A 21660-nucleotide genomic window follows, 5' to 3' on the forward strand; every position below is an offset into this window, starting at 1 on the left:
TCCCTTTCTGAGTCTCGACAACCAGAAGGTAGACGGAAAATCCCCGTCTTACGGGGCATGCACATGCGGCATTTCGATTCACCTGCGACCTTCCCCGGACAGCCCTGCACAAGGGGAGAAGGGGAAGGCGGCACTCACCGCCCTTCGCGATACCACATCGAACCGATGGCGAGCAGCAAGAGGCCGAGGCCGAGGAAGCCGCCGAACAGCGGCACGCGCGACACGGCCTTGAGCGTGCTGTCGTCGGTCGTGCGCAGGCCGATCCAATCGTCGCCCGAAGCGGCAGCCGAGGAGCGGACCGGCACGATCGACGGCAGGGCCACGCCGCCGGCGAGATTGGCGAGCGTCGATGACGGCGCCAGCCGCCGCACGCTGCCGCCGGTCGCCTCGGCCGGCGCCTTCAGCCTGTCCTCGGTCGAAATCACGTCCTGGAATTCCGGCGCGTTGATCGGGCCGACATGGGCAAGCGCCGTGAGGTCGCCATTGCCGATCTGATAAAGGCCGATCTCGCTGGTCCGCAGGCTGCCGGTGAAGATGCCGGGCTCGGCTTTCTCGAGCTTCACCGTTACGGTCTTACCGGAGGGGGTGATCACTTGGGCGGGACCCGGATCGTCGCTCATCGTCTGGCGGCGGATTTCAAGCACCATGCCGCGGCCGTCGGCGGTCAGCCGCTCCTCCTCCAGCTCCGGCTCCTTCATCAGCCAGTGCGCGATGCGCCGGTAGAGCTGGACATGCGGGCCGCCGCCTTCGAAGCCGCGCGCCCACAGCCAGCCCTGGTCCGACAGGAGCATGCCGACACGGCCTTCGCCCTTGCGGTCGAGCAGGAGCAGGGGCCGGTTGTCGGCGCCCTTCATCACCACTTCGCCTTCCGGGTTCTTGACGCCGATGGTGCGGAACCAGCGGCTCCAATGCGGCGGCTCGCTTGCCGAGCCGTCGAGCCCGCGCGTCACCGGATGGCGCTGGCCGAGATCGGTCAGGCGCGGATAGAAGGCCTTGTCCACCACCTCGCCGGTCGGCAAGGCCGGGAGCGCGGCGTTGAGCGGCGTGCGGGCAATGGAGTTTTCGCCGGCATATTCCGGGCCGGCCGCAATCAGCAGCGCACCGCCCTTTTCGACATATTCGGAGATGTAGTCGTAATAGAGGATCGGCAGCACGTCGCGGTGCTGGTAGCGGTCGAAGATGATCAGGTCGAAATCCTTGATCTTCTCGACGAACAGCTCGCGCGTCGGGAAGGCGATCAGCGACAATTCGTTGATCGGCGTGCCGTCCTGCTTTTCCGGCGGGCGCAGGATGGTGAAGTGGACGAGATCGACCGATGCGTCCGATTTCAAAAGGTTGCGCCAGGTGCGCTCGCCGGCATGCGGCTCGCCGGAAACCAGAAGCACGCGCAGGTTCTCGCGGATGCCGTCGACCAGGGCAATCGCACGGTTGTTGGCGTCGGTCAGTTCGCCGGGTTCCCGGTCGATGCCGAGCTGGACGATATTGCGGCCGGCATTGGGTATGGTGACCGAGAGCTTCATCGGCTGGCCGACGGTCGCGTGCTCGACCGAGACCTGCTCGCCATTGACCGACACGCGAACATCCACCGGAGCGCCGTCGCCTTCCGTCGAAATGACGCGGTAGGTCATGTCGAGCGGCTTGCCGACGAGACCGAAGCGCGGCGCGTTCTCGAAGCGGATGCGGCGGTCCTTCTCATGCTCGTTGCCGGTGATCAGCGCGTGCAGCGGCGCGTTGAACTCCGGCGTGCCGGCCGGCGCATCATGCACCTCGCCGTCGGTGATCATGACGGCGCCGCCGATGCGCGACGGCGGCACGTCGCGGAAGGCCCCCTCCAGCGCGCTGAACAGCCTGGTTTCGGTGCGGTCGTCGGCGGCTTCGGACTTGCCGGCCTCGACGACGCGGACATCGAACTGCTTGAAGCGGGCAAGACGCTGCTGAAGGCCCGCCAGCGCCTCGTCGGTCTGTTTGGCACGATCGCCGATGTCCTGGCTCTGGCTGCGGTCGACGATGAGGGCGACGACGCTCTTCAGCGCCTCGCGCTCCTCGGCGAGGAAAACGGGATTGAGCAAAGCCGCGGCAAGCGCGAGCAGCGCGATGAAGCGCAATGCCGAGCCGCGCTGGCGGAACCACAGGCCGACCAGCGCCAGCAAGAGCAACGGCACGAAGAGCAGGCCGAAGAGCGGCCAGGAGAGAAGCGGTTCGAAAGAGATCGACCAGTTCATGACCTACTGCCCCAGCCGTTCGAGCAGCACGGGCACATGCACCTGATCGGATTTGTAGTTGCCGGTCAGCATGTACATCATGATGTTGACCCCGGCGCGCAGCGCGTAGACACGCTGCATCGGGTCCGGCGGCACGGTCGGCAGCATCGGATCGCCGTTCTCGTCGATCGCCCAGGCGCCGGCGAAATCATTGGCGGTGATCATGATCGGCGAGACGCCATCGCCGGTGCGCACGGGGCGGTTCTCGGTGTTGCTTGCGTCGAGCGAGGCCTCGACCCAGAGCGGGCTGCCGTTGAAGCGGCCGGGGAACTCCGGAAGGATGAAGAAGGATTTGGTCAGCACGTGGTCCGACGGCACCGGCTCCAGCGGCGGCACGTTGAGATTGCCGAGGATGTCGCGCAGCCGCTCGGTCGCCGGGCTTGCCGAGCCGGCGCCGATGCCGTTGGAGAACTGGTCGCGGGTGTCGAACAGGACCGTGCCGCCCTGCTGCATATAGGCATCGATGCGGGCAATCGCCGCCTGACTGGGCATGGGCGCCGTCGCATCGATCGGCCAATAGATCAGCGGGAAAAAGGACAGTTCATCCTTGGCGATATCGACGCCGGCCGGCGGTCCGGGCTCGAGCGCGGTCTTCTCGATCAGGAAACGCGTGAGACCCTCGAGGCCGGCGCGGCTGATCGAATCGACGCCCGGCTCGCCGGTGATGACATAGGCGATGCGGGTTTTCGAAATATCCTCGATCGCCTGCGCGTCGCCGGGCTTCGAATCGTCGGCGCGGACAAGATCGGCATGGCCGAAGACCCCGCCCAGCACGACCAGGACGGCCGCGGCGGTCGCCGCCGCAGTGCCTGCGCGGCGCGGCCGGCGCGCCAGCAGGCCGCCCATCCAGAACACGGCCAAGGTGTCGAGCGCCATCAACAGGAGCGCGATGGCAACCAGCGGTCCCTTGAGGTTCTCCGATTCGTCGAAGGCATAGGGGATGGCCGTCACCGGCAGCGAAACCTGCGGGCGGACCAGCGGCGCGAACGTGCTCGACGCGTCGAGCAGATTATGCGCGAAGACGCCCGTCTCGGAGCCGTAGAGGCCGGGCGGATTTTCCAAGGTCACCGGCAGCGGACCGGCGCCGGGCACCAGCGGCCGGGCATCCGGCGAGGGTGGCGTCAGCATGCCGTCGGCGCCGATCATGCGGTAAGGCGCCAACGACACGGCCTTGGCCTCGGCGTTGGCAACGGCCGCGCCCTGATTGCGCGACAGTTGCACAACGCGTCTCAGCATTTCGACGAAGCTGCCGGAGATCGGCAGGTTCGACCAGGTGGCTTCGGGCGTGACATGGAAGAGCACCAGCGTGCCCTTGTCCTTCTTCATACCCGTCACCAACGGCGTGCCGTCGGCAAGCGTGGCCCAGGTGCGCTCGACGATGTCGGGCGTCGGCTCGGCCAGAACCTGCCGGCTCACCGTCACCTCGAAGGGCGGGGAAAGATCGGCGAAAGGACCGTTCTTCGGAAATTCGGTAACCGCCTGCGGCGTGGTCCAGGACAGCGCGCCGCCCAGCGCGCGCTCGCCGCTGCGCAGCCTGACCGGCAAAAGATCGTCGTCATTGCCGGCCGCTGCAAGGCGGGGACCCGCAAAGCGCACCAGCGTGCCGCCCTTGTCGACCCAGTCGACCAGACGCTGCTTGACCTGCGCCGGGATGGTGCCGACGTCGGCCATGATGATCATCGCCGGCTTCTGGTCGAGAAGCTGCGGAATGGCGTCGGCCAGATCGGCGCTCGACGGCTCGACCAGGTCGGCGAAGGGCTGCAGGGCGCGGCGAATATAGTAGAGCGGCGACAGAAGCGGCTGCGCCTGGTCGGCCTCGGCCTGCGACAGAAGGCCGACGCGGCGGCGTTTCGAGCTCTCGTCCAGCACGCGCACGGCGCCGGCCTGGTGCTCGCCGTCGAGCGCGACCGAAGCGAAATCGTTGCGCAGCTCGAAGGGGACCGCCATCGTCCCCGTGGCGGTGGCTTCGCCCGGCGCGAAGGTCAGCGTCGCATCGGCGATGCGGCGGCCCTTGTCGTCGAAGGCACCCGCGGTGACCTGCGCCGGCGCCGGATTGCCCGGCGCTCGGATGGCGGTCAGCGCGAAACCGTCGACCTGGTTGTCGGCGCCGATCAGGCCGGTCACGGAAGGCCGATCGGATGTGGCCCAGACCAGCCGGGTTGCGTTCTTTTCGAGCAGCGTCTTGAAAGCGGCCTCGTCGCCCTTGGCGGCAAGCCCATCGGCAAGCACCGCGACGCTGGCGCCAGGCAGGCGCTCCAACGCGGCGGCGACGCGGGCGTAGACGGCGGGCCTGTCGGTCGGGATCGGCCGTGGCTTGGCGGCGCGCAGGTGATCGAGCGCGGCCGAGGCGTCGAAAGGACCGATCTCGGCATTGGGCTTCTCGGCGGTGAAGGCGATCACGACCGGCACGCCGTTCGAACCGGCGTCGGCGATCAGCCGCTCGGCGGTGGCGACGCGCTTGTTCCAGTCGGCCGCACTTGCCCAGCCATTGTCGATGACAAGCGCGAGCGCAGCACCTTCCGCCGGCAGTTTTTCGCGCGGATTGAAGACCGGCTCGGCCAGCGCCATCACGACGAGCGCCGCCATCAGCAGCCGAAGCAGCGTCAGCCACCACGGGCTTTGCTGCGGGGTTTCCTCGCGCCGCAGGACCCGGGCGAGGATTCTCAGCGGCGGGAAAACCTCCGTTTGCGGCCTGGGCGGGGTGAGGCGCAGCAGCCACCAGATCACCGGCAGCGCCAGAAGGCCCCACAGCACCATGGGCGCCCCGAAGGAAAGCGGCAGCCAGCTCATGCGACCGCCTTTCCGGCTCGATTGGCAATTGACCCGGTATGATTGCCTCTGGCAATCAACCCTGCATGGCCGCCTTCCACGGTCATCGCCATGTGGACGCGCACCAGCGCCTCGGAGGCGAGGCGGTCGGTGTGGTTGACCGTGTAGCTCCAGCCGAGACGCTTGCACCAGGCGGCCAGTTCCTCGCGGCGGGCCTTGTAGAGCAGGCGGTATTCCTCGGCCAGCATCTCGGCGCGGCCGGCGGTCAGCTTGTCGCCGGTCTCGGGATCGGTGAATTCGGTGCGGCCGGCATAGGGGAAGATTTCCTCGGCCGGGTCGGCCACCTCGATCAGATGCGCGCGCACGCCGTGGCGGGCGAGCACGTCGAGCCAGGCCATGGTTTCCTCGGCCGGATCGAGGAAATCGCTGACGAGCACGATGTCGCAGAAGCGGCGGATGGCCGAGAGATCCGGTTTGGCGGGTAGCGCGGCGGCGTGGCTCAGCTGCGCGGCGATGCGCTCGGCGCCGTTGCGGGCGGTGAACGGGTCGGTCAGGTCCGGCCAGGCGATGCGCTCGCCGCTGCGCGACAAAAGCTCGGCCAGGGCGAGCGCCAGCACCAGCGCGCGCGATTCCTTGGAAACGCTTGCCGCGGCAGATTTGTAGAGCATGGAAGGCGAGGGGTCGGCCCAGAGCCAGACGGTGTGCGCGGCTTCCCATTCACGGTCACGCACATAGGTATGGTCGTCTCTCGCCGAGCGGCGCCAGTCTATGCGCGAGGAATCGCCTTCGACATAGGGCCGGAACTGCCAGAAATTCTCGCCAATGCCGCGCTTGCGGCGGCCGTGCCAGCCGGCGATCACCGTGTTGACGATACGGCGCGCCTCGACCAGCAGGTCCGGCACCAATGAAGCCCGCAACCGGCCACGGGCGAGCGCGTCGCGCGTCGCAACCGGTGCCTGGACCTCGCCTATTCGACCCATCAGATGCCTTTTGCCAGCTTCGCCACCACGTCACGCACGGAAGTGCCTTCGGCGCGGGCGGCGAAAGTCAGCGCCATGCGATGCTGCAGCACCGGTTCGGCCAGGGCGCGAACGTCGTCGACCGAAGGCGCCAACCTGCCATCATATAGGGCGCGGGCGCGGGCGCACAGGGTCAGCGCCTGGCTGGCGCGCGGACCCGGCCCCCAGGCGACGTGTTTGTCGGTCTCGGCATCGCCCTGGCCGGGCCGCGCCGAGCGAACCAGCTTGAGGATCGCCTCGACGACGCTTTCCGGCACCGGCATGCGGCGGATCAGCGTCTGGATTTCCTTCAATCTCGCCGGCTGCAGCACCTTGTCGGCCTTGGCTTCGTCGACGCCGGTGGTTTCGAGCAGGATGCGGCGTTCCGCCTCGATTTCCGGATAGAGGATGTCGACCTGCATCAGGAAGCGGTCGAGTTGGGCCTCGGGGAGCGGGTAGGTGCCTTCTTGCTCCAGCGGGTTCTGCGTCGCCAGCACATGGAAGGGCGAAGGCAGGTCGTAGCGGGCGCCGGCGATGGTGACATGATATTCCTGCATCGCCTGCAGCAGCGCCGACTGCGTGCGCGGCGACGCGCGGTTGATCTCGTCCGCCATCAGCAATTGCGTGAAAATCGGCCCGGAAATGAAGCGGAAGGAGCGCTTGCCGAACTCGTCCTGCTCCATCACCTCGGAGCCGAGGATGTCCGACGGCATCAGGTCGGGCGTGAACTGGATGCGTCGCGAATCGAGGCCGAGCACGATGCCCAACGTCTCGACCAGCTTGGTCTTGGCGAGGCCCGGCACCCCGACCAGCAGCGCATGGCCGCCCGCCAGCAGCGCCACCAGCGTGCGCTCGACGACGGCTTCCTGGCCGAAGATCACCCGGCCGACCGCGTCGCGGACCCTGGAGATGTCGGCCAGCGCCTTTTCGGCTTCCTCGATCATCGCTTTTTCGCTGGTCGGGCTTTCCTTGATCATCACGCTCATGCCGCTCGATCCTTGTGGTTGGAGATACCGGCCTGCATTCTCGATGCCGCAGAATGCCGCGATTCGGCCTCAGCTGGCGCCTGTAATTGAACTTAAATCACAGACTCCGGCGGACAAGGCTGACAATCGGGACAACAGTGACTATTTCGTGACCATGGCCGAACGCAGCGAACATCTTGAACAAAGCCCGGGCGAGCAGAACCTGAGCAAAGAGAGCTTGGGCAAACAGAGTCTGACTGGCGCCACCGAGGCGCGGGGCCTGGAGGCGCTGATCTCGCGCGCGGCGCGGGCCGGTAAGGGGCCGGCGCCGGTCGAGCGCTGGAATCCGGACTTCTGCGGCGACCTCGACATGGAGATCAAGGCGGACGGCACCTGGTTCTATCTCGGCACGCCGATCGGCCGCATGCCGCTGGTACAGCTTTTTTCCAGCGTTCTGCGCAAGGATGCCGACGGCAAGACCTATCTGGTGACGCCGGTCGAGCGGGTCGGAATACGCGTCGCCGACGCGCCCTTCATCGCCGTCGAAATGAATGTTTCCGGAAGCGGGGACGACCAGGTCATCACTTTCCGCACCAATGTCGGCGACGTCGTCGCCGCCGGACCCGGCCATCCGCTACGCTTCGTCGACGAGGACGAAACCGGCGGGTTGAAGCCTTATGTGCTGGTGCGCGGGCGGCTGGAAGCCCTGGTGGCGCGGCCGGTCATGTACGAACTGGTCGAGCATGGCGAGGAGATCGACATCGACGGCAAGACGATGTTCTCGGTCCGCTCGGGCGGCGAGGTCTATCCGATCATGCCGGCCGAGAAGCTCAGACGGCTGAGCGCGTGATGGACCAGGTGACGCCGGCGCCGTTTTCGATTGCGGATTTTCGGGCGCGCGTCGCGGCGCAGGCCGAGGCGCAGCCAGGTGACGATTTCGGCGATCATCGCTTCAATCCCGGCCATCCCAGGCTCGAACGCGTCAAGCCATTGCGCGACGCGGCGGTGCTGATCCCGGTGATCGACCGCGCCGAGGGCGCCATGGTGCTCTTCACCAAGCGCGCCGAGAAGCTGCGCAGCCATTCCGGCCAGGTGGCTTTTCCGGGCGGCACCATCGACCCGACCGACGAGAGCCCTGAAGCCACGGCGTTGCGCGAGACTTTTGAGGAGATCGGCCTGGATCGCGAGCATATCGAGATCGTCGGTCGTATGCCCGACTACGTCTCTGGCAGCGGTTACCGCATCGTGCCCGTGCTTTCCATTGTTCGGCCGGATTTTTCGCTGACGCTCAATGCCGATGAAGTCGATGCCGCCTTCGAGGTGCCCTTGAGTTTCCTGATGGACCCGGCCAACCACGCGCGCGACAGCCGCATGTGGAACGAGCTGGAATGGTTCTTCTACGAGATGCCTTATGGCGGCCAGCGCATCTGGGGCGTCACCGCCGGCATCATCCGCACGCTCTATGAAAGGCTTTATGGTTGAGCGCTGAGGCGTCACTCTCGGGCAGGGCCGATTGGCTGGCTGAAAAGCATCTGCAGAAGCTTCTTGCGGCGCTGAAGCAGGGCGGCGAGGAAGCGCGCGTCGCCGGCGGCGCGGTGCGCAACGCGTTGATCGGCCAGCCGGTCGCCGACATCGACATCGCCGCGACCACCGTGCCCGAGGAAACGATCCGGCGCGCCGCTGCGGCCGGCTTCAAGACGGTGCCGACAGGAATCGAGCATGGCACGGTCACGGTGATCGCCGGCGGCAAGCCTTACGAGGTGACGACGCTCAGGGCCGATGTCGAGACCGACGGGCGGCGGGCAAAAGTGATCTTCGGCCGCGACTGGAAAGCGGACGCCGAGCGGCGCGACTTCACCATCAACGCGCTCTATGCCGAAGCCGACGGCACGATCGTCGACCTTGTCGGCGGCATCGCCGATATGGAGGCGCGGCGGTTGCGTTTCATCGGCGACGCGGAAGCGCGCATCCGCGAGGATTATCTGCGCATCCTGCGCTTTTTCCGGTTCTTTGCCTGGTATGGTGATGGACGGCCGGACGCGGAAGGCCTGAAGGCCTGCGCAAGACTGAAGGACGGGCTTGTTCAGCTTTCCGCCGAACGGGTCTGGTCCGAAGTGAAGAAGCTGTTGTCGGCCGCGGATCCGTCGCGCGCGCTGCTTTGGATGCGCCAGGCCGGCGTGCTCACCGCCGTGCTGCCGGAAAGCGAGAAATGGGGCATCGACGCCATCCATGGCCTGGTCAAGGCTGGAAAAGATCTCGGCTGGGCCCCCGATCCGATGCTGAGGCTCGAGGCGATCGTTCCGCCCGATGCCGTGCGTATGAAGACGCTAGGCGAGCGGCTGCGATTGTCGAACGACGATGCCGGCCGGCTGCGGCATTGGGCGCTGACCGTTGCGCCGGATGCCAAGGTGACCGAGACCGAACTGGCCAGGAAACTCTATTACGGCGATCGCGGCGGCTATCTCGACCGCATCCGGCTGGCGCTTGCCGCGGCGCGGACGCGCGCCGTCGAGGACAATCAGGCGATGATGGAAGCCGGTGGTTTTTCACGCCTGCTCAGTTTCACGCTGAAATGGCAAAAGCCGGTGTTTCCGATCAAGGGCGCCGACCTGACCGCGCTTGGCGCCTCGCCGGGGCCGAAGCTCGGCGCGACGCTGAAGAATCTTGAGAAGGAATGGGTCGAGTCGGGTTTTACCCTGGAACGCGGCGCGCTCATGAAACGCGCCGCGCAGGCCCTGGAAATCTAGCCTGTTCAGGCAGCCCGGCGCCAGTCAATGGATCGCCACGGGGGCGAGCGCGCGGGAAAGGCTTGCCTCGCCCTTGCCGTAGATGGACGGGTCGTAGTTCACCAGCGTGTCGGTGCGGGCGGTGTTGAGCAGGTCATTGGTGATCTGAACGGGCGTCGCCTTGGTGAACTTGCTGCCGATGATCGCGGCATAGCCGGAGATGATGGGCGCGGCGAAAGACGTTCCGTAGAGACCGGTCTTGTCGCCCTCGACGCCGACCACCAGGAAGTGGCTCTGCACAGCCGGGTTGGAGCCGGCATAGTCGGAATACCAGGCGAGCTGGGCCTTGTTGGCCGTGGTGCCGTTTGTCGACAGCGCGCCGACGAAGATCGCCGTCGGTTTGCCGATCAGAGCAAGGTCGAGATAGTCCTGCTGGCCACCGGTGATCCCGCCGACGGCGACCGAGTCGTTGCCGGCCGCCTTCGAGACGATGGCCGAACCCTTGGTGGCGTAGGTGATGATCGAAGCCTCCTCCGGAGCCCACCAGATCTGGTTCGGGCTGTAGCCCGCGGTGGTGTACATGCCGTAGCTGAGGTTGAGCACGTTGCGGCCGCTCGCCAGCGAAACGGCCGTGCCGGTCGAGAAATCCTTGGAGCGTATGGTCGCCGCCGGAGCAATCATGCTTGCCTCCTCGCGCGTCCATTCGCCGTGCCGCTGGTATTGGGTGCCGATGCCGAAATTGCCGGAAAAACGCGACGTGCTGCTGAAGTCGTCAACCAAGGTGATGGTGACGCCCTTGCCCTTGTAGCCGGCTGCCCATGCGGTGCCGACGTCGGGGCTCATCCAGCTCTGGGCGGCCAGTGTCGACCGCGCGGGGATACTTGCGCTCACGCAGATGGAGCCGCCGCCATGGCAGAGCGCAGCCGTCTCGTCCGCGCTGAGAACCTCCTGCGCAGAGGCTATCGGCACCGAAAGAATGGCAAAGGCGGCTGCAACGCCCAACTTCATTCCCCAGTTCAACGGAAACAGGGAAGGGCGAGAATTCGGGCACGAGACGATGTTCATTTGCGGCTCCCGCGATCAGAAAGTGAGACGGTAATTCAACCAGAGATGCATGGTCTCCGGCTTGGCGCTGACCAGATATTTCAAGGTTTCCTCCGGCGCCGTCACGCCCGCCGCGAGCCGGCAATTGACGCTGTAGGTGCCAAGGTCGCCATAGTCGGCTTCGCATGGCTTTTCAGTGAGGCCGCCGCCGATGGTCGAGGTGACCGAAAGCGACAGCGTGCTGTTCGGGTTGGGATGGACCTGGGTGAGAAAGCCAAGCTTCAGGCTGGGCTCGATGCGGTATTTCTCGGCTTGCTCGCCCGTGCCAAATCCCCAAAGAATCCCGGTATCGGGTGTGATCTGGGTGAGAAGGTCCACATGCATGTCGACCCAGTTGGCACTGTACCAGTGGTTGAACGACACCCAGCTCCCACTCTGCAACTCGTAACCGCCGTTGCCGAGGCCCCTGGCCTTGTCGCTGAGTGGGGAACCCTGATGGATATCGACAAGCGAGGTCGTCCATTCCTGGGCCATTGCAGCGGAGGCAAAGAGGAGGGCGCACGACAGGAGCGCCGCCGCGCAGAGACCTGCTCCGATGTTGGACCGCTCGCGCATGCGCGAAGCACCTCGCCCCACCATTCCGGACAGCGCCTTGATGGCGAAGGCTCCTCGGGCAGCCCCTTCGGCCGGATCATGGGCCGCAGAATCGCACGCGTACCGTTACTGCAAGGTTATCTAAGCCGCTACGAATATAAGAATTTGCTTGAATTATCGGGAAAATGTTTCTGCCGGCGACCCGGGAGATCGCCGGCAGAAAGTTTGGCAGTCGAATTCTGGGATCTGGCTGCTCAGGCGGCGTCGCGAACCTTCTGGATGCGCGAGCGGATCGCCTCGATCATCGTTTCGCGGATGATGGTCTCGCCATGCGTCTCACGCATATGCTCGACGGCGCGGCGCATGACCTCCGCTTCCTCCTCGGCGCGCGTGTGCCAGTCACAGCCGGGAACCAGCGATCCGCATTGGAATTCTTTCATGGGTTTTCCCTTCCTCGCTCTGGAGCCGCTCAGCTTCGCCGCTCCGGCTATTTATTATCATGCAATCCCGCCGGAAGCGGCTGCGCGTTTTGGCGGAATTGCGCGGGTGGACAACAATAACACACGCCGCCGTCTTCGGTTGCATGAAGAGTCGCAGCGCCGTCGGCGCGGTAAGCCGGGAAACCGAAAGGCGGAGCACGGATGCTCCGCCTTTCGCGCCGCCTGAGCTTGCTTAGCCTCTTTGTTCCTTACGCAATTCCGGGTTTCTTACGCAATTCCGGACGGAAAACCGCTAAGTACTTTTCCGGGAATCGCCGGCCGTTATTTCATGATCTTGACGGCCTCGGCGACCTTGTTCTTGCCGCTCATGTCCCAGGACACGCGGACTTTCTCGCCGGCCTGAATGCCGGGATCCTTGAAGGCCTTGGACAGCTTGAATGTCGATCCATCGTCCAGAACAAGGCTCATGGCCGTTCCGTCAAAGCTCTTCACGGTTCCCGTGGTGTGCTTGACCGCCGCGAACGCGGCGCCACCGGAGGCGAGAAAGGCGGCTGCTGCCGCCGTCACGATAAGCTTGCGCATGGCATGCTCTCCTGGGATGCGGGCGCCCCGCTTGGCAAGGCGCCCTCATTGGTCAGGGCCGTCAAGTCGCGTCGGATCACGGCCGGCGGGAGGCAAGTGACCTCCGCTTCGGCCGCCGGCGCTTCCCGGCCCGGCAACCTTGAATAACTCAATTTTTTCAAAAGGATATTATACGAAAAAGATATTACCCCTGCCACATTGCCCGCCAAGATTCGGCGAATGGTACAGCAATGCGGCCATCGCCGCGCTCACCGGATCGTTACGGCCATTTTACCTCGGGCGGCAGGCTGGAAAGGATCGAGGCGACATTGCCGCCGGTCTTCAGGCCGAAGATGGTGCCGCGATCGTGAAGCAAGTTGAACTCGACGTAGCGGCCGCGCCGGATCAGCTGTTCGTCGCGCTCGCCGTCGGTCCAGTTCTGGTTGAAATTGGCCCGCACCAGATGGGCATAGACGACCAGGAAAGAGCGGCCGACATCCTGGACGAAATTGAGATCGGCGTCCCAGCCGCCCTTGTCCTCGTCCGAATGCAGCCAGTCGAAGAAGATGCCGCCGACGCCGCGCGGCTCGTTGCGGTGCGGCAGGAAGAAATACTCGTCGCACCAGGCCTTGAATTTGGGATAGTCGGCGACGGCCGCGTTCTTCTCGCAGGCGAACTGCATGGCGCGGTGGAAGGCGATCGTGTCGGGATCGTCCTGGGTGCGGCGGCGGTCGAGCACCGGCGTCAGATCGGCGCCGCCACCGAACCACTGGCGCGTGGTGACGACCATGCGCGTGTTCATGTGCACGGCCGGCACGTTGGGGTTCCAGGGATGCGCAATCAGCGAGATGCCGCTCGCCCAGAAGCGGGGGTCTTCGTCGGCGCCGGGAATCTGCTTCCTGAATTCGGGCGAGAATTCGCCATGCACGGTCGAGGTGTGCACGCCGACCTTCTCGAAGACGCGGCCGCGCATCATCGACATGGTGCCGCCGCCACCCTTGCCTTCGTCGCGTTCCCAGGGCGTCTTCTCGAAACGGCCGGGCGACCATGAAGACAGCGGTCCCTGGATCTCCTGCTCGAGCTGCTCGAAGGTGGCGCAAATGCGCTCGCGCAGCGCTTCGAACCAGAGGCGTGCCTTCATCTTCTTCGGCTCGATATCGGCCGGCAGCCCCACGGGAAGGTCAGGTCGTTCCAAATCCGTCTCCAGTCACAGGCCCGCTCGCCTGACAAATGACTCGTTTTTTCTGCGCGCGATCCCTAATCTCTTAAAGGCAAGGGTCAAGTCCTGTCTGACCCAGGTGCAAAGGAGTTCCTTCGTGCGCACCCCGGCAAGACCGCCGCTGGATGGCTTGAAGAAGAGACTGGAGCGCTCGCGCGCCGAGCGCGCAGACCAGCCGCGCGACGGATTCCTGCGTGAGACCTTCGTGCTGCCGCGCCCGGCAGCGCGCCTCAAGGCAAAGGAGTGGTTCGAGCGTTTCCCGAAGCAGGCCTACTGGACCGAGATCGAAAGCTGGTTTGAACGCCCGGGCGACGTGATCGAGTTCACCATGCGGCGGCTGCCGGCGGCTGACTGAACAATCGTCAGGGCACCAATAGCCTTCTCGCGCCCGTACCCTCTCGGGCCAGCCGGTCTTCCTTGTTCCTCAGGGGACATTTGTCGATCGACATGCAGCCGCAGCCGATGCAGTCGGTCAGGCCGTCACGCAACTTTTTCAATTGGCTGATCTTATGGTCGAGCGCGTCGCGCCAGGCTGTCGAAAGCAGGTTCCAGTCCTCGCGGTTCGGCGTGCGCTCTTCGGGCAGCGACTGGAACGCCCGGGCGATCTCGGCGAGCGAAATGCCGACCTCCTGGGCGACACGGATGATCGCCACGCGCCGCAACACGTCGCGGCTGTAGCGCCGCTGATTGCCGGACGTGCGGTGGCTGCGGATCAGCCCGCGCGCCTCGTAGAAATGCAGCGCCGATACCGCGACGCCGCTGCGCATCGCCACCTGGCCGACCGTCAATTCCCTCACTGGAGCCATTCCCGAATTCCCGCTTGACCTCAAGTTAAGTTGAGCTTGTAGCCAAGAAACGTCGATAGGGCAATTGCAGGAGAAAGGCGATGTGCGCCTGGGCAGGAATGACGGCGGATCAGGATAGCGCGGAGGCGCGAAAGCTATTTTCCGAGTTGGCGGAGCGCTTCGCCCGCGACCATGGCAACCGACAACGCGACGTTGATGCTGCGCGCACCCGCCCGCATCGGAATGGTCAGTCGCGCATCGGCCGCCTGGTGGACTTCTTCCGTCACGCCGGCGGATTCGCGGCCGAACAGAAGAATGTCGCCGGCGGCGAAAGCGAAATCGGTATAGGCCGTCGCGGCCTTGGTGGTGAGCAGCACCAGGCGGCGCGCATGCGCCTTTCGCCATTCCTCGAAGGCGTGCCAGTCGGCATGGCGGGAGAGCGCTGCCATTTCGAGGTAATCCATGCCGGCCCGTTTCAGCGCCCGGTCAGAGAGCGGGAAACCGGCCGGCTCGATGATATCGACGCCGATGTCGAGGCAGGCGGCGAAGCGCAGGATTGTCCCGGTGTTGCCGGCGATATCCGGCTGGTAGAGCGCGATGCGGAGACGATCGTTCATTTTCGCATCCTGCTAATAAGTGGCAGATCGGCCACAGGCATCTCCGGCTTTCGGCGATTTCTGGACTGGCGGGTGGCCATTTTCTGCGAAGTCGAGTATATGCCCACCATCGTCAACCCGAACCGAATGGAGGGGAACACATGATGACCATGCACTTCCAGCTCCTCTCCGGGCAGCTCCCATCCGGGGCTCGCGTATGCCCGCAGGCGGTTTCGGTACGACGATTCTTCTGACACTTTAAGTCCTCATCGCACCGATTCCCGCCGAACCCAGTTTTCGGCCTTCGAAGGAATCTTGCGATGTTTTTCAAACTGCCAAAGGGGCGCCGCGCCCCAGCTGAACGTGTCGAGATTGATGCTTGTCGTCATCTTCCGACCGATTCGATCCGCGCCTTCGGCCGAATGCCGGTGGTCGAGGCCGCATCACCGTTTTTAACGCATTTGCATATGGAGGACGGACCGATGTTCGATCCCTACAAAATACCGGGTTCAAGAAGCCTGCACGAGCGCAAGGCGGCGACCTGGGCGCTGCTGATCGGCGAGACCTATTCGTCGGCGGTGCATGCCGAGGAACGGCGCAGGCCGCATCGCGGCATGCTGCCGGACGTCGATTTCTCGCGCGCGGTGCCCGACCACAGCCGGCCCACGCTGGTGCGGCGGATCATCCGCCTGATCCGGCCGGGCGACAGGAACCGGGCAGGCTCAGGCTTGTCGTCGGCAAGTTCGGGGCCGTCGGGGCCGTCGAACGGGCCTGTCGGCGAAAAGCCCAAGACACCCTATATTGCGCGAAGCAGGGCCGGTGAGACGGATGATTCCGTATCGCCGGCCCGCAATGCTGCGCGGCCGCAAAACCTACCCCATCAATCCCGCGCCGCGTGAGCGCGCATAGCATCGTGAGTGCCTGGAATGTTCCGCTGGTTTGAAAACAGGCTCAATCCCTTCCCGGCCGCGGAGCCGGTCGAGCCGCCGAAGACGCTGGTCGCGTTCTGCGTGCATTATACGCGCGGCGCCTGGCCCTACATCATCATGGATGCGGTGCTGGTGACCGCGATCTCCATCGCCGAAGTGTGGATGTTCGGCTTCATGGGCCACATCGTCGACTGGCTGTCGGGGCAGAACCGCGAAACCTTCCTGCAGACGGAAAGCTGGAAGCTCGCCGGCATGGCTTTCGTCGTGCTGTTCGCGCTGCCGGGCACGGTCTGGCTGCATTCGCTGCTCAACCAGCAGACGCTGATGGGCAACTATCCCATGCGCATCCGCTGGCAGGTGCATCGCTATCTGCTCAAGCAGTCGATGGCTTTCTATCAGGACGAATTCGCCGGCCGCATCGCCACCAAGCTGATGCAGACGGCGCTCGCCGTGCGCGAATGCGTAATCAAGCTGATCGACGTCTTGAACTACGTCATCGTCTATTTCCTCGGCATGCTGTTCATCGTCGGCTCGGCCGATTGGCGGCTGGCCGCACCGCTCGCCGTCTGGCTGGTCGGCTATATCGGGCTCTTGCGCTTTTTCATCCCGCGGCTGGGCAAGGTCGGCGAGGAGCAGGCCAAYGCGCGCTCGACCATGACCGGCCGTGTCGTCGACAGCTACACCAACATCCAGACGGTGAAGCTGTTTTCGCACGCGCGACGCGAGGCGACCTTCGCCAGAGAGGRCATGGCGAGCTTCCTCGACACCGTCTACCGCTCGATGCGGCTGGTGACGGTGTTTTACGGCCTGCTCTACATCCTGAACTCGCTGCTTTTGTTCTCGGTGACGGCAATCTCGCTCTGGCTGTGGCTGGGACAGGCGGTGACGATCGGTGCCGTCGCCGTGGTCATCGGCCTTGTCCTGCGGATGTGGGGCATGTCGCAATGGATCATGTGGGAGATGTCCGGGCTGTTCGAGAATATCGGCACCGTGCAGGACGGCATCCAGTCGATCTCGCTGCCGCGCCTCGTCGAGGACAGRCCGGGCGCGAGGGACATCGCCGTCAACCAGGGTGAAATCCGCTTCGAGGACATCGGCTTCCATTACGGCAAGCAGAAGGGCGTCATCGAGAACCTGTCGCTCACCGTGAAGCCCGGCGAGAAGGTCGGCATCGTCGGGCGTTCCGGCGCCGGCAAGTCGACGTTGGTCAATCTGCTGCTGCGTTTCTACGATCTGGAAAGCGGCAGGATCCTCGTCGACGGCCAGGAGATCGCGGCGGTGACGCAGGATTCGCTGCGCGCCCAGATCGGCATGGTGACGCAGGACACCTCGCTGCTGCATCGCTCGGTAAAGGAGAACATCCTCTACGGCCGGYCGGACGCGACCGACGAGATGCTCATCGAGGCGGCGCGGCGAGCGGAGGCGCTCGATTTCATCGGCGGGCTTTCGGACCATAACGGCCGCAAGGGCTTCGATGCCCATGTCGGCGACCGCGGCGTGAAACTCTCCGGCGGCCAGCGGCAGCGCATCGCGATCGCACGCGTCATGCTGAAGGACGCGCCGATCCTGATCCTCGACGAGGCGACGTCGGCGCTCGATTCGGAAGCCGAAGCGGCGATCCAGGAAAACCTCTACAAGCTGATGGAGGGCAAGACGGTGATTGCGATCGCGCATCGGCTGTCGACGATCGCGGCGATGGACAGGCTCGTCGTCATGGACAAGGGCCGCATCATCGAGGAAGGCTCTCACGAAGAGCTCGTCGCCAAGGGCGGGCTTTACGCGCAGCTCTGGCAGCGTCAGTCCGGCGGCTTCCTGCTCGATGACGGACCGGCCGACGCCAAGGCGACCGAGATGGCGGCGGAGTAACGCGATCGCGATTGGCATCAACAGGTTACGGCGATTGCAGGAAATCGATCCCAGGCGTAACCACGGCATGGCCAGAGGCCCGCCGGCGACCAGATCGGGCGCCGGCGGGTTTGTGGCCTCCACGAGAGAAAAATGTTCGACCGCATCTTCACCTGGTTCGAAAGCCGTTATTCGCCGGTGGCGCTGGCCGACGACAGGCAGCCGCCAATGGGGCTTTGGCGCTTCTACTGGTATTTCATAAGGCAGTTTCGCGCCGCCTATTGGCTGCGCATCGTCATCGTTGCCGTCGCGGCCATCGTGGACGCGATGCTGCCGATCTTCGTCGGCCTGATCGTAGGCCTGCTCTCCAGCACCAGGCCGGGCGATTTCTTCGCCGCGCATGGGCCGCTGCTCGTGCTGATGGCCTTCGTCGTGCTGCTGCGTCCGTTGTCGATGGTTGTCGACGCGCTCATCCGCAACCATGYCATCGCGCCGAACCTCATCGACCTCATCCGCTGGYAGAGCCATTGGCATGTCGTGCGCCAGGACTGGTCGTTCTTCCAGAACGACTTCGCCGGCCGCATCGGAACGARGGTCATGCAGAGCGGCGATTCGATGGAGATGAGCGTCAACCTCACCGTCGATGCCGTATGGTACGCGCTGGTCTTCGTTGCGGTCGCCATCGTGGTGCTGGCGCGGCTTGACCTGCTTCTCCTGGCGGTCGTGGCTGTGTGGCTGGTGTTCTATTGCCTGATCTTCTGGTCTGCGATGCCCAGGATCACGCAACGCTCGTCCCAACTGTCGGAGCGGTGGTCGCAGGTGAGCGGCCGCATGGTCGACAGCTACACCAACATCCTGACGCTCAAGACATTCTCGACCGGCGAGCACGAAGACAAATATGTCTCGCAAGCCGTGGTCGAGCACGCCGACACTTTCTACCAGCTGATGCGCGTTTTCACGCTGATGTGGTCGGCCCTGTTCATCCTCAACGCGGCGCTGCTTATCGCCGTGAGCTGGCTGGCGCTCGCCGGCTGGAACGCCGGCGCCATGACCACCGCGGCCGTGGCGACCGCGATACCGTTCGCGCTGCAGATCGCCAACATCTCCGGCAGGATCCTCGATGTCGGCGCCAACGTCTTCCGGCAGATCGGCGTCGCCGGCAACTCGATGACGACGATCGCGCGGCCGATCGTCATGCAGGACCGGCCCGACGCGCCGGCCCTCGTCGTGACCGCCGGCGGCATCGAGTTCGACCGGGTGAATTTCAACTACTGGCGCAAGGACGGCAAAGGCGGCGTCATCGACAATCTGTCGCTGAAGATCGCGCCGGGCGAGCGGGTCGGCCTGATCGGCCGTTCCGGGGCCGGCAAGTCGACGCTGGTCAATCTCGTGCTCAGACTGTTCGACGTGCAGGACGGCAAGGTGCTGATCGACGGGCAGGATATCCGCAACGTCTCGCAGGAAAGCGTCCGGGCGGCGATCGGCTTCGTCAACCAGGACACCTCGCTCTTGCACCGGTCGGTTCGCGAGAACCTCAAATATGGGCGTCAGTCGGCAAGCGACCAGGCGATGTTCAGCGCCGCGAAAGCCGCCCAGATCGACGATGTGATCGCGGGGCTGACCGATCCGCATGGGCAGAGCGGCTATGAGGCGCTTGTCGGCGAGCGCGGCGTGAAGCTGTCCGGCGGCCAGCGGCAACGCATCGCAATTGCCCGCGTTATGCTGAAGGACGCGCCTATCCTCATCCTCGACGAGGCGACGTCCGCGCTCGATTCGGAGGTGGAAGCGGCTATCCAGGAGAACCTCTACAAGCTCATGCAAGGCAAGACCGTCATCGCCATCGCCCACCGCCTGTCGACCATCGCGGCGATGGACAGGCTGGTGGTGATGGACAAAGGGCGCATCGTCGAGGACGGTTCGCATGAGGCGCTGATCGCCAAGGGCGGGCTCTATGCCCAGCTCTGGCGGCGCCAGTCGGGCGGCTTCCTGCTCGAGGAAAAGCAGGCGGCCGAGGATCTGGCGACGAAAGGTGAAGCCGCCGAATGATGCAAGCCATCTATCGCTGGTTCGAGCACTGGGTCTATCCGTTCCGCGAGCCCGCGAATCTGCGGCCGCCCGCCAGCGTCGGCGGCTTCCTCTGGCACTATGTCGGCCAGGCGAAGCTAGCCTTCTTCGCCATGCTGATCATCGGCGGCATCGCCCCGCTGGTCGAAGCCGGCCTGTTCTATTTCGTTGGGCGACTGGTCGATATCCTCGATCAACTGCCCGGCGAGCGCAGTTGGCAAGCGCTTTGGACCGCCGCCGGACCCGAGCTCTTGTTCATGGGCGCGGTGGTGCTCATCATCCGCACGGTCGTCGTCGGCCTGTCGGCGCTGGTCGACGAACAGACGATCACGCCCGGCTTCTACAATCTGGTGCGCTGGCAGGCGCACCGGCATGTCTCGCGCCAGTCCTATGCCTTCTTCCAGAACGATTTCGCCGGCCGCATCGCCACCAAGGTCTGGCAGGCGGGGCAGGCGACCGGCGACCTGATGGAAAGCTTCATCGAGGTGGTCTGGTTCATGATCGTCTATACGGTCACCACGCTGGCGCTGGTCGCGGGGCTGGATTTGCGGTTGGCGGTGATGGTGGTGGTGTGGATCGCGGCGTTCGGCTGGCTGGCGAAACTCTATCTGCCGGCGATCCGCAAGCATGCCGAGGCGACCGCCGAGGCCGGCTCGATGATCACCGGCCGCATCGTCGATTCCTATTCCAACGTGCAGACGCTGAAGCTGTTTTCGGCCGATGGCGACGACCGCTATATCCGCAGCGGCTTCGACATCTATCTCGACGCGCTGCGGCCGTTCACCCGGCGGCTGACCGGCGTGCGCATGGCGCTGACCATGCTCTCCGGCGTCATGATCACCGCGATCGCGGCCTTTGCCATCTATCTGTGGGTCGAAGGCTCGATCACCGTCGGCGCCGTCGCCTTCACCCTGTCGCTGGTGCTGAGGCTCAACATGCTGCTCGGGCGGCTGATGATGCAGCTCAACGGCATTCTGAGGAACCTCGGCGTGCTGGAGAACTCCAAGGCGCTGATCACGCAGCCGCTCGGCCTGACCGACGCGCCGGACGCCAGCGAACTGGTCGTCACCGGCGGCCGCATCGACGTCAGCAACGTCACTTTCCATTACGGCAAGGGGGCAGGGGTGCTCGACGGCATCGACCTTGCCGTGCGGCCGGGCGAGAAGGTCGGGGTGGTCGGCCCGTCCGGCGCCGGCAAGACGACCTTGGCCAATCTGATCCTGCGCCTCTACGACCTGGAAGGCGGCCGGATCCTGATCGATGGCCAGGATATCGCGCATGTGACGCAGAACTCGCTGCGCGGCAATATCGGCGTCGTCAGCCAGGACACCGCGCTGTTCCACCGCTCGCTGCGCGACAACATCAAGCTCGGCATGCCGGACGCCACCGACGCGCAGGTGATCGCCGCTGCGAAAAAGGCCGAGGCGCATGACTTCATCCTGGGGCTGCGCGATACCAGAGGTCGCGCCGGCTACGAGGCCTATGTCGGCGAGCGCGGCGTGAAGCTCTCCGGCGGGCAGCGGCAGCGCGTAGCGATTGCCCGCGTCTTCCTCAAGGACGCGCCGATCCTCATCCTCGACGAGGCGACCTCGGCGCTCGATTCGGACATCGAGGCGGCGATCCAGGAGAACCTGACCAGGCTGATGGAAAACAAGACCGTGATCGCCATCGCGCACCGGCTCTCCACCATCGCAGCACTTGACCGGCTGGTGGTGCTCGACGGCGGCCGCATCGTCGAGCAGGGCACGCATGACGAACTGGTGGCGCTCGATGGGCTCTATGCGCGGCTCTGGAAGCGGCAGTCCGGCGGCTTCCTGTTCAATGAGGAAAGCCCGCTGGAAGAGACGCGGCCGGCGGAGTAGAA

General features: G+C 65.0%; 19 protein-coding genes. 8 read left to right on the forward strand and 11 right to left on the reverse strand.

Going from position 1 to position 21660, the window contains the following annotated elements:
- Positions 1–134 precede the first annotated feature (134 nt).
- Genes LCM4577_RS24235 through LCM4577_RS24250 form a run of 4 tightly spaced genes read right to left on the reverse strand, consistent with a single transcriptional unit; the run spans position 135 to position 7014 of the window.
- The gene (locus LCM4577_RS24235; RefSeq protein WP_071073859.1) at positions 135–2222 is read right to left on the reverse strand and encodes a hypothetical protein; all 2088 of its coding nucleotides are present in this window, start codon (positions 2220–2222) and stop codon (positions 135–137) included.
- Positions 2223–2225: 3 nt separating this feature from the next.
- Positions 2226–5051 carry a DUF4159 domain-containing protein gene (locus tag LCM4577_RS24240; RefSeq protein ID WP_071073861.1) on the reverse strand — a complete coding sequence of 942 codons (2826 nt, stop codon included), beginning with the start codon at positions 5049–5051 and terminating at the stop codon, positions 2226–2228.
- Positions 5048–6010 (reverse strand): DUF58 domain-containing protein, encoded by a 963-nt coding sequence (locus LCM4577_RS24245; protein ID WP_071073863.1) that lies wholly within the window; start codon positions 6008–6010, stop codon positions 5048–5050. The genes LCM4577_RS24240 and LCM4577_RS24245 overlap by 4 nt, the downstream gene beginning before the upstream one ends.
- Positions 6010–7014, reverse strand: coding sequence for a MoxR family ATPase (locus LCM4577_RS24250; protein WP_071073865.1), 1005 nt, complete (start codon positions 7012–7014; stop codon positions 6010–6012). The genes LCM4577_RS24245 and LCM4577_RS24250 overlap by 1 nt, the downstream gene beginning before the upstream one ends.
- Before the next feature lie 154 nt (positions 7015–7168).
- On the opposite strand from LCM4577_RS24250, the gene LCM4577_RS24255 reads away from it, so the two are divergent.
- From LCM4577_RS24255 to LCM4577_RS24265, 3 genes are read left to right on the forward strand one after another with little or no spacing between them, the layout of a single operon-like run.
- Positions 7169–7843: a DUF1285 domain-containing protein gene (locus tag LCM4577_RS24255; RefSeq protein ID WP_371410073.1), complete on the forward strand. Its 675-nt coding sequence runs from the start codon at positions 7169–7171 to the stop codon at positions 7841–7843.
- Positions 7843–8475 carry a CoA pyrophosphatase gene (locus LCM4577_RS24260; protein WP_040989708.1) on the forward strand — a complete coding sequence of 211 codons (633 nt, stop codon included), beginning with the start codon at positions 7843–7845 and terminating at the stop codon, positions 8473–8475. The genes LCM4577_RS24255 and LCM4577_RS24260 overlap by 1 nt, the downstream gene beginning before the upstream one ends.
- Entirely contained in the window at positions 8472–9740 is a 1269-nt protein-coding gene (locus LCM4577_RS24265; protein WP_071036127.1) for a CCA tRNA nucleotidyltransferase, read from the forward strand. Before LCM4577_RS24260 ends, LCM4577_RS24265 begins: the two co-directional genes overlap by 4 nt.
- 24 nt (positions 9741–9764) lie before the next feature.
- Here the strand turns inward: LCM4577_RS24265 and LCM4577_RS24270 are convergent, their stop codons facing one another.
- The 5 genes from LCM4577_RS24270 to hemF form a co-directional block, all read right to left on the reverse strand.
- Positions 9765–10727: a S8/S53 family peptidase gene (locus LCM4577_RS24270; RefSeq protein ID WP_083354839.1), complete on the reverse strand. Its 963-nt coding sequence runs from the start codon at positions 10725–10727 to the stop codon at positions 9765–9767.
- A gap of 72 nt (positions 10728–10799) precedes the next feature.
- Positions 10800–11378 (reverse strand): hypothetical protein, encoded by a 579-nt coding sequence (locus LCM4577_RS24275; protein WP_071073866.1) that lies wholly within the window; start codon positions 11376–11378, stop codon positions 10800–10802.
- A 233-nt stretch (positions 11379–11611) separates the two neighbouring features.
- Positions 11612–11797, reverse strand: coding sequence for a DUF1059 domain-containing protein (locus LCM4577_RS24280; RefSeq protein WP_040989704.1), 186 nt, complete (start codon positions 11795–11797; stop codon positions 11612–11614).
- 321 nt (positions 11798–12118) lie between these two features.
- On the reverse strand, positions 12119–12379 hold the full coding sequence (locus tag LCM4577_RS24285) for a DUF1344 domain-containing protein (protein WP_040989703.1): 261 nt from the start codon (positions 12377–12379) through the stop codon (positions 12119–12121).
- A 259-nt stretch (positions 12380–12638) separates the two neighbouring features.
- Positions 12639–13553, reverse strand: a complete 915-nt coding sequence (hemF, locus tag LCM4577_RS24290) for an oxygen-dependent coproporphyrinogen oxidase (protein ID WP_041004471.1) — start codon at positions 13551–13553, stop codon at positions 12639–12641.
- Positions 13554–13674: 121 nt separating this feature from the next.
- Here hemF and LCM4577_RS24295 point away from each other — a divergent pair, with 121 nt between their 5' ends.
- Positions 13675–13932, forward strand: a complete 258-nt coding sequence (locus tag LCM4577_RS24295) for a hypothetical protein (protein ID WP_040989701.1) — start codon at positions 13675–13677, stop codon at positions 13930–13932.
- A 7-nt stretch (positions 13933–13939) separates the two neighbouring features.
- Here the strand turns inward: LCM4577_RS24295 and soxR are convergent, their stop codons facing one another.
- Complete coding sequence (gene soxR / locus LCM4577_RS24300) at positions 13940–14383, reverse strand: redox-sensitive transcriptional activator SoxR (protein WP_040989700.1); 444 nt, start codon at positions 14381–14383, stop codon at positions 13940–13942.
- A 134-nt stretch (positions 14384–14517) separates the two neighbouring features.
- Complete coding sequence (locus LCM4577_RS24305) at positions 14518–14979, reverse strand: tRNA (cytidine(34)-2'-O)-methyltransferase (RefSeq protein ID WP_071073868.1); 462 nt, start codon at positions 14977–14979, stop codon at positions 14518–14520.
- A gap of 461 nt (positions 14980–15440) precedes the next feature.
- On the opposite strand from LCM4577_RS24305, the gene LCM4577_RS24310 reads away from it, so the two are divergent.
- From LCM4577_RS24310 to LCM4577_RS24325, 4 genes are all read left to right on the forward strand, one after another.
- The gene (locus tag LCM4577_RS24310; RefSeq protein ID WP_083354840.1) at positions 15441–15857 is read left to right on the forward strand and encodes a hypothetical protein; all 417 of its coding nucleotides are present in this window, start codon (positions 15441–15443) and stop codon (positions 15855–15857) included.
- A 27-nt stretch (positions 15858–15884) separates the two neighbouring features.
- Entirely contained in the window at positions 15885–17753 is a 1869-nt protein-coding gene (locus tag LCM4577_RS24315; protein WP_071073872.1) for an ABC transporter ATP-binding protein, read from the forward strand.
- 132 nt (positions 17754–17885) lie between these two features.
- Positions 17886–19778, forward strand: a complete 1893-nt coding sequence (locus LCM4577_RS24320) for an ABC transporter ATP-binding protein (protein WP_083354841.1) — start codon at positions 17886–17888, stop codon at positions 19776–19778.
- Entirely contained in the window at positions 19775–21658 is a 1884-nt protein-coding gene (locus LCM4577_RS24325) for an ABC transporter ATP-binding protein (protein WP_071073874.1), read from the forward strand. The genes LCM4577_RS24320 and LCM4577_RS24325 overlap by 4 nt, the downstream gene beginning before the upstream one ends.
- The last annotated feature ends 2 nt before the right edge of the window (positions 21659–21660 follow it).

Origin of the sequence: Mesorhizobium sp. LCM 4577, assembly GCF_001854795.2 — a bacterium.
Classification (GTDB): Bacteria; Pseudomonadota; Alphaproteobacteria; order Rhizobiales; family Rhizobiaceae; genus Mesorhizobium; species Mesorhizobium plurifarium.